The sequence below is a fragment of the Streptomyces sp. MI02-7b genome, from assembly GCF_033793585.1.
Lineage (GTDB): Bacteria > Actinomycetota > Actinomycetes > Streptomycetales > Streptomycetaceae > Actinacidiphila.
Window position 1 is genome coordinate 18,750 of sequence record NZ_JARAWX010000021.1, and the last position, 12,642, is coordinate 31,391.

At 73.1% G+C, this 12,642-nt stretch carries 10 protein-coding genes; 4 read left to right on the forward strand and 6 right to left on the reverse strand.

The features are described 5' to 3' along the window. Positions 1-60 precede the first annotated feature (60 nt). From pstS to PV364_RS29555, 6 genes are all read right to left on the reverse strand, one after another. A complete protein-coding gene (pstS, locus tag PV364_RS29530; RefSeq protein WP_319663466.1) occupies positions 61-1,206 on the reverse strand; it encodes a phosphate ABC transporter substrate-binding protein PstS in 1,146 nt (381 codons plus the stop codon). Positions 1,207-1,415: 209 nt separating this feature from the next. Continuing rightward, on the reverse strand, positions 1,416-1,835 hold the full coding sequence (locus PV364_RS29535; RefSeq protein WP_319663613.1) for an NUDIX hydrolase: 420 nt from the start codon (positions 1,833-1,835) through the stop codon (positions 1,416-1,418). Positions 1,836-1,881: 46 nt separating this feature from the next. Continuing rightward, complete coding sequence (locus PV364_RS29540; RefSeq protein WP_319663467.1) at positions 1,882-3,150, reverse strand: CHAD domain-containing protein; 1,269 nt, start codon at positions 3,148-3,150, stop codon at positions 1,882-1,884. Then, positions 3,131-5,431, reverse strand: a complete 2,301-nt coding sequence (locus PV364_RS29545) for an RNA degradosome polyphosphate kinase (protein ID WP_319663468.1) — start codon at positions 5,429-5,431, stop codon at positions 3,131-3,133. The genes PV364_RS29540 and PV364_RS29545 overlap by 20 nt, the downstream gene beginning before the upstream one ends. 347 nt (positions 5,432-5,778) lie before the next feature. After that, positions 5,779-6,732: a mycothiol synthase gene (mshD, locus tag PV364_RS29550; RefSeq protein WP_319663469.1), complete on the reverse strand. Its 954-nt coding sequence runs from the start codon at positions 6,730-6,732 to the stop codon at positions 5,779-5,781. Further along, positions 6,729-7,961 carry an MFS transporter gene (locus tag PV364_RS29555; RefSeq protein ID WP_319663470.1) on the reverse strand — a complete coding sequence of 411 codons (1,233 nt, stop codon included), beginning with the start codon at positions 7,959-7,961 and terminating at the stop codon, positions 6,729-6,731. Before PV364_RS29555 ends, mshD begins: the two co-directional genes overlap by 4 nt. A gap of 191 nt (positions 7,962-8,152) precedes the next feature. Between PV364_RS29555 and PV364_RS29560 the strand changes: the two genes are divergently transcribed. The 4 genes from PV364_RS29560 (at position 8,153) to PV364_RS29575 (ending at position 12,642) form a co-directional block, all read left to right on the forward strand. Continuing rightward, complete coding sequence (locus PV364_RS29560; protein ID WP_319663471.1) at positions 8,153-9,946, forward strand: bifunctional metallophosphatase/5'-nucleotidase; 1,794 nt, start codon at positions 8,153-8,155, stop codon at positions 9,944-9,946. A 228-nt stretch (positions 9,947-10,174) separates the two neighbouring features. Beyond that, a complete protein-coding gene (locus tag PV364_RS29565; protein WP_319663473.1) occupies positions 10,175-10,468 on the forward strand; it encodes a hypothetical protein in 294 nt (97 codons plus the stop codon). Next, on the forward strand, positions 10,468-11,655 hold the full coding sequence (locus PV364_RS29570; protein WP_319663474.1) for a glutathionylspermidine synthase family protein: 1,188 nt from the start codon (positions 10,468-10,470) through the stop codon (positions 11,653-11,655). The genes PV364_RS29565 and PV364_RS29570 overlap by 1 nt, the downstream gene beginning before the upstream one ends. Positions 11,656-11,715: 60 nt before the next feature. Continuing rightward, complete coding sequence (locus PV364_RS29575; protein ID WP_319663475.1) at positions 11,716-12,642, forward strand: RimK family alpha-L-glutamate ligase; 927 nt, start codon at positions 11,716-11,718, stop codon at positions 12,640-12,642.

The following is a 12,642-nucleotide window of genomic DNA, read 5'->3' on the forward strand; positions in this document are numbered from 1 at the left end:
GTGCACCGGAAGTGCGGACGGGCCCCGCGACCGCGGTCACGGGGCCAGTCCGCGCGGGGATCAGGCGAGGGCGGCCACGGTGGCGCGCACCTTGGTGGCGATCTCGGCGGGCAGCGGCGCGTAGCCGGCGTCCGACAGGATGGCCTGGCCCTCCTCGCTGGCGGTGTAGCCCAGGAAGGACTTCACCAGCGGCAGGGTCTCGGCCTTGTTGCCCTTGTCGCAGGCGATCTCGTAGGTCACCAGGACGATCGGGTAGGCGTTGTCGGCCTTGGTGACGTACGCGTTGCCCATGTCCAGGGACAGGTCGGCACCGGTGCCGACGACCTTCGCCTCGGCGATGCCGGCGGAGGCGTTGGCCGCGGTGGCCTCGACGGGGGCGGAGGCGCCGGTGTCGATCTTGACCGTCTTGATGTCGTTGGCGGTCGCGTAGGAGAGCTCGAAGTAACCGATCGAGCCGTTGACCTGCTTGACCTGGGCGGCGACACCCGAGGACTTGGCGGCCGACTGGCCACCCTTGCCCGCCCACGCCTTGGCGTGCTCGTACGGCCACGCGTCCTTGGCGGCACCGTTGAAGTACTTGGTGAGGTTGTCCGTGGTGCCGGACTCGTCCTGACGGTGGAACGTCTGGATCTTGGTGCTGGGAAGCTTGGCGTCCGGGTTCAGCTTCTTGATGGCCGCGTCGTCCCAGTTGGTGATCTTCGAGTCGAAGATCTTCGCCAGGGTCGGGGCGTCCAGGACCAGGTTGTCCACGCCGGACACGTTGTAACCGATGGCGATGGGGCCGCCGACCATCGGGATGCTGATGCCGGTGCCGGTCTTGCAGACCTTCTTCGACGCGTCGATCTCTTCCGGCTTCAGCGGCGAGTCGGAGCCCGCGAAGCTGTCCGTGCCGTTGTTGAAGTCGATGATGCCCTCACCGGAGGAGGACGCCTTGTAGTTGACCTGCGCGCCGTTGCAGGCCTGCATGTAGTTCTTGACCCAGGCGTCCATGGCGTTCTGCTGCGCCGAGGAGCCGGAAGCGAGGAGCTGGCCGCCCTTGTCAGCGCACTTGATGCTGCTGGAGGACGAGGCCGCCGGCGACGCGGTGCTGTCGCCGCTGGCCTCGTTGTTGTTGTCCGAGCCGCAAGCAGTGAGGACGAGGGCGCCCGAAACCGCGACCGCGCCGACGGCCAGGGCGCGGAGCCCGCTCTTACGCTGAAGCTTCACCTTCGGTGATTCCTTCCTGAAGCCCGCCGGTGGACGGCGAAGCAGAGGTATGGATTTCTGCATCCACCCGGCGGCGTTCGCTCACCGGTACGGCCGAAATTAGGCAGATGAGATGACACGGCCGAAGGGGCTGCGTGAACGCAAGGTGAACCTCGCATATCAGTGCGGTGTGCCCCTGTGACCGGGGACACGTCCAAGCCGGGCCATTGTCACTCGGCAGGGGTCCGCAGAAAGGCATCGACCACGGGTCGGTCACGCTCGTGGGTGAGGCGATGGCGTGCCGCGACCGGCGGCAGCCAGACCATGCGGTCCACCTCGCGATTCGGGACGAACGCCCCCAGGGCGGCCTTCGCCGCCCAGTAGCGGACGACTTTGGGGCGCCCCGCGACCACGTACATTGACGACGGCAGCGGCACGCCGAGCACGCAGTCGAGGCCCGTCTCCTCCTTGACCTCGCGGCGGGCGCCGTCGACCGCGGTCTCACCGCGCTTGAGCTTGCCCTTGGGCAGTGACCAGTCGTCGTACTTGGGACGGTGGACCAGTGCGATCTCCAGGCCGCCGTCGATCGGGGAGCGGCGCCACAGGACCGCTCCCGCGGCCAGGATCGGGGTGTCGGCGGTGGCGGGGATGGCGGCGCTCCCTTCGTGCTGCGGGACTGCGGTGCGGGGGCCGTCGCTAGCGGCCCCACAGGTGGGCGAAGGCGTAGCGGGCGGCCTCCACCTCCAGGCGCTGGTCCGCGTGGAGGACGCCCAGCGCGTAGGCCGTGGCCGGGGCGATCCGCGGGGTGCGTGCCGCGGCCGTGACCGCCGCCGCCGCCTCCGCCGCCTCCCGGTGCTGCTCCAGCACCCGGGCCGCGGCGGTGAGCCGGGCGGTGGGGTCGCCTTCGTCGTACGAGAAGACCTCCTGCGCGTAGCGGCGCAGGCGCAGCAGGACGCGGACCCGGTTCCACGGCACGTCCTGGCGCTCGGCCACCAGTTCGGTGGCCAGGGCGGCGTAGAGCGCGTCGGCGTTGTACGGGTGCCGGGCGCGGGCCAGGGCCAGATGCCCGGCGGCCTCGTTCAGCCGGGCGTGCGCCTTCTCGGCGAGCGGGGGCAGCACGGCCTCGGCGGGTTCGTGCGCCGCGGGGGTCAGCGGCACCTCGGAGGCGAGCAGCGCCACCGCGTCGACCACGGCGTGGAAACGGGAGGAGCCCACCGCCTGCAGGGCGGCGGAGTGCGCGCGGGTCCGGGCCAGGGTGAGCTGGCGCTCCAGCAGGGCGCCGGCCCGGGCGGCGCCCACGGCCAGGGGGCCCGTGCCGGTCCCGCGCTCGGCGGCGGCCGGAGAGGGGGCGGGGGTGCGCCGGCCGGTGGCCGCCCGGGCCGCGCCGACCAGGGCCTCGGTGCCCTCGGCCGTGCGCGCCGGGCCCTCGCGGAGGGTCTCGGCGGTGCCGGCGCCGATCCTGCGGTCGGTGCGCAACGGCTCGGCCGCCTCCGGGCGGTCCGCGGCGGGGACGTCGCCCCCGCCGGCCGCCGGGAGCCACAGCTCGTCGTCGGCCTGCGACGCCGCGGCCGTGCCGGCGGCCTCCTCGGCGGAGGCGAGTCGCTGCAGCGCGGTGATCAGCCGGGTCAGGCGCGCCGCGTACTGGTGCTCGCGGCCCAGGGTGCCGGACAGCCAGCCGAGTTCGGCCCGCAGGGGCTCCGCCCAGGCGGGGTCGGTCAAGGACCCGTACGTGTGCAGGGCGCCGGCGATGCGGCGCGCCGAGCGGCGCATGAGGCGGCCCGCCTCGGCGCTCTCGTCCTGCGGACGGCCGGGCTCGCCCTCGCGGGGAGCCAGGGCACGCAGGAAGCCGGTGGCCTGGTCGCGCAAGTACTGTTCGAGCACGGTGCCGGCGTCACGGCCGGGAAGCCCGCCGGCGGTGAGGCCGGCGGGCGTCTCTGCCGCCGTGTCAGGGTGTCGCTGGGCCACGCCGGCGCCTCCGCGCGTCGATGAGCATCTCCTGGATATGGGGCAGCGGACGCCCTTCGGCGTCGGTGCTGTGCCGGGTCCAGTCCCCGTCGGAGCCGAGCCACCAGGACGAGGTCTCGTCCGATGTGCCGGTCTCCAGCAGGCGGTTCAGGGAGGCGCAGTGGGCGGCGTCGGAGACCCGTACCAGCGCCTCGATCCGGCGGTCGAGGTTGCGGTGCATCATGTCGGCGCTGCCGAGCCACACTTGCGGGTCGCCGCCGTTGGCGAAGATGAAGACCCGGGAGTGCTCGAGGAAGCGGCCGAGCACGCTGCGCACGCGGATGTTCTCCGACAGGCCCGGGACGCCGGGGCGCAGCGCGCAGATGCCGCGGACCCAGATGTCGACGGGCACGCCCGCCATGGAGGCCTGGTAGAGAGCGTCGATGATCGCCTCGTCGACCATCGAGTTGACCTTGATGCGGATGTAGGCGGGGCGGCCCTCGCGGTGCTTGGCGATCTCCCCGAGGATGCGCTCTATCAGCCCGTGGCGCAGGCTGCGCGGAGCCACCAGCAGCCGGTTGTAGGACTCGCGGCGCGAGTAGCCGGACAGCCGGTTGAACAGGTGGGAGAGATCGGCGCCGACCTGCGGGTCGGCGGTGAGCAGCCCCAGGTCCTCGTACAGCCGCGCCGTCTTGGGGTGGTAGTTGCCGGTGCCGACGTGGCTGTAGCGCCGCAGGTTCTCGCCCTCCTGGCGGACCACCAGCGACAGCTTGCAGTGCGTCTTCAGCCCGACCAGGCCGTAGACCACGTGGCAGCCGGCCTCCTCCAGCTTGCGGGCCCACTTGATGTTGGCCTGCTCGTCGAAGCGCGCCTTGATCTCGACCAGCACCAGCACCTGCTTGCCGGCCTCGGCGGCGTCGATCAGCGCGTCCACGATCGGCGAGTCGCCGGAGGTGCGGTACAGCGTCTGCTTGATCGCCAGCACGTCGGGGTCCTGTGCGGCCTGCTCCAGGAAGCGCTGCACGGAGGTGGAGAAGGAGTTGTACGGGTGGTGCAGCAGCACGTCGCGCTCGCGCAGCGCCGCGAAGACGTCGGTGGCGTGCGCGGACTCGACTTCGGCGAGGTCCGGGTGGGTGCCGCCGACGAACTTGGGGTACTTCAGCTCCGGCCGGTCCTGGCCCGCGACGGCGAACAGCCCGGTCAGGTCGAGCGGGCCGGGCAGCGGGTAGACCTCCGCGTCCGCGATGTTCAGCTCCTGGACCAGGGTGTCCAGCGCCTTGGCGGAGATCGACTCCTCGACCTCCAGCCGGACCGGCGGGCCGAAGCGGCGGCGCAGCAGTTCCTTCTCCAGGGCCTGGAGGAGGTTCTCGGTGTCGTCCTCCTCCACCTCCAGGTCCTCGTTCCGGGTCACCCGGAACATGTGGCTGTCGAGCACCTCCATGCCCGGGAAGAGCTCCTCCAGGTGCGCGGCGATGACGTCCTCGAGCGGGACGAAGCGCTGCGGGCCGGCCTCCAGGAAGCGCGACAGGATCGGCGGGACCTTCACACGGGCGAAGTGGTCGTGGCCGGAGACCGGGTTGCGCACGGTGACGGCCAGGTTCAGGGACAGGCCGGAGATGTACGGGAACGGGTGCGCCGGGTCGACGGCCAGCGGGGTCAGCACCGGGAAGATCTTGTTCCGGAACAGCGTGAACAGCCGGGCCTGCTCCTGCTCGGTGAGGTCGCCCCACCGGATGATGTGGATGTCCTCCGCGGCCAGTTGCGGGGCCACCTCGTTCTGGAAGCAGGCGGCGTGCCGGGCCATGAGCTCGCGGGAGCGGGTGAGGATGTTGTCCAGCACCCGGCTCGGGGACAGCCCGGAGGCCGAGCGCTGGGCCACGCCGGTGGTGATGCGGCGCTTCAGTCCGGCGACCCGGACCATGAAGAACTCGTCCAGGTTGCTCGCGAAGATCGCCAGGAAGTTGGCGCGCTCCAGCAGCGGGGTCGCCGGGTCCTCGGCGAGTTCCAGCACCCGCTCGTTGAAGGCCAGCCAGCTCTGCTCCCGGTCCAGGAAGCGATCGGCGGGCAGCTCGAGGCCCTCCGGCACGGTCTTCTCCAGGACGGTCCCCACCGCGACGGCCGTGCCGTCCTCGTCGGACGTCCGCTGCCGGGCGTCCATGCGGGTGATCTCGGGGTGCAGCGGGGGCACCACGTGCGGCCGGCCGTACCCGGGAGAGGCGTCGGACTCGGAGGACGCATGGGTGTCGCGCTCGGAATCCGACCGGTCGGTCCCCGCGTCGGTGGGGTGTTTCATCGAGGCCATGGGTGCGAGCCCTCCTCAGGATCCGGCACGACGTTCACGTGGACGGCGGCGCACGGAACCCGGCCGCCTGCCATGCCCCCATTGTCCCCGGACCCGGCGGATACCGGCAGGTCGGGGAGGGTCGGGCAGGAGGTGGCGGGCGGCTGCATTCAGTGATGCTCGCAAGCGATTTTGAATCGCCGGTAACGGTCAGGTGGCGGTCAGGGAAGCGCCGCGCGTACCGGCCGTGACCGTGTGATCGCCCCGGAGGGCGCCCACGGGCCCCGCGGAGGGTCCGGTTCCCGTCCGTCACGTCCCGCGCGGCGGGCCGCCGGGGCACCGGCGCGCCCGCTGTGGCGTCCGGCCGTTCAGCTCTCCGTGCGGTACATCAGGTCGACCTCGTGGGTGGTGAAACCGAGGCGTTCGTAGACGGCGACCGCGGGGGCGTTGTCGGCGTCCACGTAGAGCATCGCGGTCGGCAGCGCACGGTCCCGCGCGAGGTGGCGCAGGCCGATCAGGGTGAGGGCGCGGCCGAGGCCGCCGCCCTGCTCCTCGGGACGGATGCCGAGGACGTAGACCTCGCCCAGGCCCTGCTGGGCGTGGACCTTGGTCCAGTGGAAGCCGGCGAGGCGGTCGCCGCGGAACGCCAGGAAGAAGCCGGCGGGGTCGAACCAGGGCTCGGCCATGCGGTCGTCGAGGTCGCGCTGGGTGAGGCTGCCCTGCTCGGGGTGGTGGGCGAAGGCGGCGGCGTTCACCGCGAGCCACGCCGCGTCGTCCTGGCCGGGGACGAAGGGGCGCACGGTGACGCCCTCCGGGAGCACCGGCTCGGCCAGCGGCGGGCCGCCCGCCCCCTCCACCGCGCCGTCCAGGGGGCGGCGCATCTGGCGCAGCTCGCGGAAGAGGGCGAGGCCGAGCAGCCCGGCCAGGTGCCGCGCGGCCGGGTGGCCGCCGTGCGCCCACACCCGCAGCCGCTTGCCGGAGGCCGCGAGCAGCGCGTGCCCGAGGGCGCGGCCGTGGCCCTGGATGCGGTGGTCGGGGTGGATGACCATCTCGGCGGCCGGGGCCTCGACGGGGTCGGTGTCCTCCAGCTGGGCGTAGCCGACCAGGGTGCCGTCGGCCTCGACCAGCAGGTGGCGGACGCCCTCGCGGGCGCCGCCGCGCAGGTGGATGCGGCCCTGCTCGGACACCGCCGCCTGGCCGTCGGCCGCCGCCGCGTCCTCGATCAGCGCCAGTACCGCGTCGGCGGTCTGCGGGGTGAGCTCGTTCACCGTCTCGATCCGGCGGGGGCCCACCGCGGTCTGCTGCGCTGCTGCGTCGGTCATGGAACTGAGCTTACGACCGCTCGGCGCCGCGGGGAGTCCACCGGAACCACCATCGCGGCCCCGCAGGCCACGGCCGCCGCGGCGGCCAGGGCGGGCCAGTAGCCGGTCGCGGAGATCGCGGCCGCGCTCAGCGGCGGGACGACGGCGGCGGTGAGGTTCTGGCCGGTGTTGTGCACGCCGAGGGCGCGGCCGGACCAGGCGGGCCCGGCGCGCTCCGCGGTGGCGGTGAAGGACAGGCCGTTGGTGCTGGCGGTGATGCCGACCGACAGCACCAGGGCGGCGGCGGTGGCGGGGGAGGGGAAGGCCGCGGTGAACGCGGTCACGGCGACCACGGCGGCGGTGGCCACGGCCAGCTGCCGCATCGGGCGCAGCCGGCTGCCGGCCCGGTCCGACCAGCGGCCCGCGGCGATGCGGGCGGCGGCGCCCAGCACCTGCGCGACGGCGATCAGCCGGCCGGCGTCCACCGCGGTCCAGCCGCGGGTGTCGACGAGCAGCACCAGGGCGAAGGCACCCGCCGTGAACTGCGGTACGACCAGCAGCGCGCCCGCGCCGTGGATCCGCCACAGCGCCGACGAGCCGCGGTAGGGGTTGGCGGCCGGTTCGGCCGCCGCTCCGGCCGATTCGGGGCGTGCCGGGTCGGCGGCCAGTACGGCGACGGCCGCGGCGATGAGCGCGCACACCGCGGCCAGGAAGGCGAAGGCGCCCCCGATGCCGTACGCGGTGGCCAGCGGCGGCATGGTCAGCGCGGCCACACCCATGCCCAACGGGGTGGAGGTCTGCCGGATGCCCATGGCCAGTCCGCGTTCCCGCGCGGTGAACCAGCCCATGACCAGGCGCCCGCTCGCGGAGTACACGGAGGCGGCCGCCGCTCCGGCGAGGAAGAGCAGCGCCCCGAGCGCCGCGGTGCCGCCCCCGTTGGCCGTCACGGCCGCGGTGACGGCCAACAGCGCGCCGGCGCCGCCCAGTCCGGTGGCGATGACGACGCGCTCGCCGTGGCGGTCGGCGAGGGCTCCCCAGGCGACGAGGGCGGTGACCAGGCCTACCGTGGGACAGGCGATGAGCAGGCCGATCCGGGGCAGCGACAGATGCCCGGAGTCGCGCAACTCGGCGGCCAGATAGGGGATTCCATAGACGAACGCGCAGGCGGCGGTCTGTGCCGCGGTGCCCAGGGCCAGCATCAGCCAGCGGCGGCGCATGGTGTGCACCTCCTCGGTCGGTGGTGGGCGCAACTATGCTCCTCGACTGAATGGCGAGACAGATGATTTCGGCATGCGAGACACCGGGGCGGGCCGTCCGGCATGTCCCGGACAGTGGCAACCTCCCCGTAACCGCAAAGGCACTGACAACTACGCGCGTTGACCCTAGGCTGCGGCAGGTCCTCTCCTCTTAACCCTTCGCTCACGTCTAAGGGGATCCACCCATGTCTGCGAACCATCCCCGGCGTCACGCCGCCCGCAAGGCCGCCGCGGCGGCCACGGGCCTCGCGGCGCTCGGCGCGCTCGCCATCGCGATGCCGACGGCCCAGGCGCACGAATCCCGGCACAGTGCGGAGCGCGACCGCACCGTGGACCTCCAGATGCTCGCGATCAACGACTTCCACGGCAACCTGGAGCCCCCGGCCGGCTCCTCCGGCCGTGTCACCGAACTCCAGGCGGACGGCACCACCAAGACCGTCGACGCCGGCGGTGTGGAGTACCTGGCCTCCAGCCTGCGCAGCGCCCGGCAGGGCCACAAGCGCACCGTGACGGTCGCGGCCGGTGACATCGTCGGCGCCAGCCCGCTGCTGTCGGGCCTGTTCCACGACGAGCCGACCGTCGAGGCCATGAACAAGCTGGGCCTGGACGTCACGGGCGTGGGCAACCACGAGTTCGACGAGGGCAAGGACGAACTGCTCCGCCTGCAGAAGGGCGGCTGCCACCCGACGGACGGCTGCTACGAGAAGGGCCGCAAGTTCAAGGGCGCCGACTACCCGATCCTGTCGGCGAACGTCGTCAACGAGAAGACCGGCAAGCCACTGCTCGCGCCGTACACCATCGAGCACATCAAGGGCATCAAGGTCGGCTTCATCGGCGTCACCCTGGAGAGCACGCCGGACATCGTCACGGCCGAGGGCGTCAAGGGCCTGAAGTTCCTCGACGAGGTCGAGACGATCAACAAGTACTCCAAGGAGCTCAAGTCCAAGGGTGTCAACGCGATCGTCGCCCTGGTCCACGAGGGCGGCTTCCCGGCCTCCGGCTCCTACAACTACGACTGCGACGCGGGCGGTGACGGCAAGGGCCTGTCCGGCCCGATCGTCGACATCGCCAAGAACACCTCGCCCGACGTCGACGCGCTGATCACGGGGCACACCCACAACGCGTACGTGTGCACCATCCCCGACCCCGAGGGCAACGACCGCCTGGTCACCAGCGCCGCCTCCTTCGGCCGGCTCTACACCGAGCTGAACATGAAGTTCGACAAGCGCACGGACGACATCGTCCGCGCCTCCGTCGTCGGCTCCAACCACGTCGTGGACCGCACGCAGACCAAGGCCGCGGACATGACCCAGCTCGTCGGCCACTGGCAGACGCTGGCCGCCCCGGTCGCCAACCGGACCGTCGGCTGGATCTCCCAGGACATCACCCGCAACGGCAACGAGTCGCCGCTCGGCGACCTCATCGCCGACGCGCAGCTGGCCTACGGCAGGACCCTGGACCCGGGCACCGACCTGGCCCTGATGAACCCCGGCGGCATCCGCACCGACCTGGTGCACAAGGCCTCCGGCTCCGAGGGCGACGGCGTGGTCACCTACGCCGAGGGCTTCGCCGTGCAGCCGTTCAGCAACACGGTCAACCTCAAGGACCTGACCGGCGCCCAGCTGATCACCGTGCTGCAGCAGCAGGTGAGCGGCGCCAACGCCGCGGCGCCGAAGATCCTGCAGATCTCCGCGGGCCTCACCTACACGCTGGACCTCACCAAGACCGGCGCCGACCGCGTCGTGGCCGGTTCGGTGAAGCTCGGCGGCGTCCCGGTCGACCCCGCGGCCACCTACCGCGTCGCGATGAACAACTTCCTCGCGGGCGGCGGCGACGGCTTCGGCGAGCTGGCCAACGGCACCAACCAGGTCGTCGGCGGCGACGACCTGGCGGCCTTCAACGCCTACCTGACCGCCAACTCCTCGGCCTCCGCGCCGCTGGCGGCCCCGGCGGCGAACCGGATCACCGTCGTCCAGTAACCGGCACCGCGGCACAGCCGGTTGCCATGAAGGGGCGGCCGTCCACCGGGACGGCCGCCCCTTCGGCTCGCCGCCGCCTCGACCGTGCGGGTGACAGCGGGCGGGGCCCCGGATCACGCCGGAGGACCGGGTAGGCCCTCGCCGGCACCCCGCCCGCACCGGCGGCCGCGGTGCCGCGGCACCGACCCCGGTCGCCGGGGGCACGGCGCATCTCCATACCCTGTGCGCATGACGACGACGGAGCGACGGCGGTTCAGGTCGGGCACGGTGATCCTCGGGGGCATGGGTGTGCTCGCCGCGGCCCTGGCCGCCTGCGGCTCGGAGCCCGACAAGCGCTGCGTGGACCCCGACACGTACAAGACCCTGCCGGAGTCGAGGTGCGAGAGCGGCGGCAGCGGGCACTACTACTACGGCGGCAGCGTCCGCGGCGGGAAGGCCCGGGGCGGCAGCTTCGACGAGTCGTCCGTGAAGACCGGCGGCTTCGGCGGCCACGGCTCGGGTCACCGCTCCGGCGGCGGCTGATGCGGCGCCGCACCGCGGAACCGCGCCCCGACTGGCAGCGGATCGTCGAGGACCAGGGCGTCGTCTACCCGCTGACCCGCCACCCGGACGGGACGCTGCGCCCCTACTGGGACGAGAGCGCCTACTACGAGTTCTCGCTGCCCGAGGTCGAGGAGCTGGAGCGGACCGTCGCCGACCTGCACGCGATGTGCCTGGCCGCGGCCGCGCACATCGTCGAGCGGGACCGCTTCGCCGACCTCGGCATCCACGACCCCCGGCTCGCCGCCCGGATCGCCGAGTCCTGGCGGCGCAGGACCGAACTGCCCAGCCTCTACGGGCGCTTCGACCTGCGTCACGACGGCGCCGGGGGCCCGGCCAAGCTGCTGGAGTACAACGCCGACACCCCCACCTCCCTGGTGGAGGCGGCCAGCGCCCAGTGGTTCTGGATGGAGGACCGGTTCCCCGGCGCCGACCAGTGGAACTCGCTCCACGAACGCCTGGTCGCCGCGTGGAAGCGGCAGGCCCCCCTGCTGCCGCCCGGGCCCGTGCACTTCGCGCACTCCGAGGGCGACGAGCTCGGCGAGGACCTGATGACGGTGGCCTACCTGCGCGAGACCGCCGAGCAGGCGGGTCTCGAGACCCGCGCCCTGTCGGTGGAGTCGATCGGCTGGGACGGGCTGTCGCGGCGCTTCGTCGACGACCGGCTGGGGTTCATCCGCAGCTGCTTCAAGCTCTACCCCTGGGAGTGGCTGGCCGACGACCCCTTCGGCGGCCACGTCCTGGACACCCTCGACAACGGCGGCGGCACCGGCAGCACCTGCTGGATCGAGCCCGCCTGGAAGATGCTGCTGTCCAACAAGGCGCTCCTGGCGGTGCTGTGGGAGCTCTACCCCGGCCACCCCAACCTGCTCGCCGCCCACCTCGACGGCCCGCGCGCGCTGGCCGCCACGACCGGCTGGGTCGCCAAACCGCTGCTGGGCCGCGAGGGCGCGGGCGTCACCGTCCACCGCGCCGGGGAGCCCGCGGCCGTACGGGACGACGAGGCCTGCTGCTACCAGGAACTGGCCCCGCTGCCCGTCTTCGACGGCAACCACGTCGTGCTGGGCGCCTGGGTCGTGGACGGCGAGCCGGCCGGACTCGGCATCCGCGAGTCGGCGGGCCCGGTCACCGACGAGTACGCCCGCTTCGTGCCGCATGTCATCCGCTGACCCGCACCACGGACGGCGCGCCCCCGACGGGGAGGGCCCCGGCGCGGGGATGCTGACACCGTGACCGGAGCACCCCGCGCGGACGTGTGGCTGCTGCTCGGCCACGGCGTCGAGGAGAGCCCGGTCGTCAGGCGCCTCCGGGCCGCCTTCGCCGAGGAGTTCGGGCCGCGCTGCGCCGTCGTCCGCACCGCCGACCTGCTGCTCGGCGTCCGTACGGGCCGGCTGTCGCTGCACGGTCTGGACGGCCGGCCCGTCGCGGCCCCCCGGGTCGTGTTCGCCCGCATGATGTCGCCGGGCCTGGGCGCCGATCGCGAGATCACGCTGCTGCGCCATCTGGAGGCGTTGGGCGCGGTCCTGGTCAACCCCATCGACTCCGTCATGGCCTGCGTCAACAAGGTGTGGCAGCTGCAGCAACTCGCCCTCGCCGGGCTGCCGGTGCCGGACACCCTCAGCTACGCCGACGCCCCGCTGGAGGCCGTGCTCGACGCCCCGGGCATGGTGCCGCAGCCGTGCGTGGTCAAGGCGGTGCGCGGGCACCGCGGACGACGGGTCTTCCTCGCCCCGGACACCGCGATGCTGCGGGACGTCCAGGGCAGCCTGCGGCACGAGACGCCGTACCTCTTCCAGGAGTACGTGGCGCACTCCCACGGCCGCGACCTGCGCGTGGTCGTCGTCGACGGCCGGGCCGTGGCCGCCCAGACCCGCACCGGCGACGGCACCGGCCTCACCTCCAACCTCGCCCGGGGCGGCACCGCGACGCCCTGCCCCGGGCGCCACCCCCGGGCCGAGGCGCTGGCCGTGCGCGCCGCCGGGGTGCTGGGGCTCGCCGTGGCCGGAGTGGACCTGCTCTTCGCGCCGGACGGGGAGTTCGTCCTGTGCGAGGTCAACGCCAACGTGGGCTGGGGAGAGGCGATGGCCGAGGTGGCGCCGGCCGTCGTCGCCGCGTGCGCCGCGCGGCTGCCGGGCGGCGCGCCGAGCGCAGGGTGA

Excerpts from the sequence above, each read along its gene's own strand:
- PV364_RS29545 (WP_319663468.1), bottom strand. The coding sequence starts at position 5,431 with ATGGCCTCGATGAAACACCCCACCGACGCGGGGACCGACCGGTCGGAT.
- mshD (WP_319663469.1), bottom strand. The coding sequence starts at position 6,732 with ATGACCGACGCAGCAGCGCAGCAGACCGCGGTGGGCCCCCGCCGGATC.
- PV364_RS29560 (WP_319663471.1), top strand. The coding sequence starts at position 8,153 with ATGTCTGCGAACCATCCCCGGCGTCACGCCGCCCGCAAGGCCGCCGCG.
- PV364_RS29565 (WP_319663473.1), top strand. The coding sequence starts at position 10,175 with ATGACGACGACGGAGCGACGGCGGTTCAGGTCGGGCACGGTGATCCTC.
- PV364_RS29570 (WP_319663474.1), top strand. The coding sequence starts at position 10,468 with ATGCGGCGCCGCACCGCGGAACCGCGCCCCGACTGGCAGCGGATCGTC.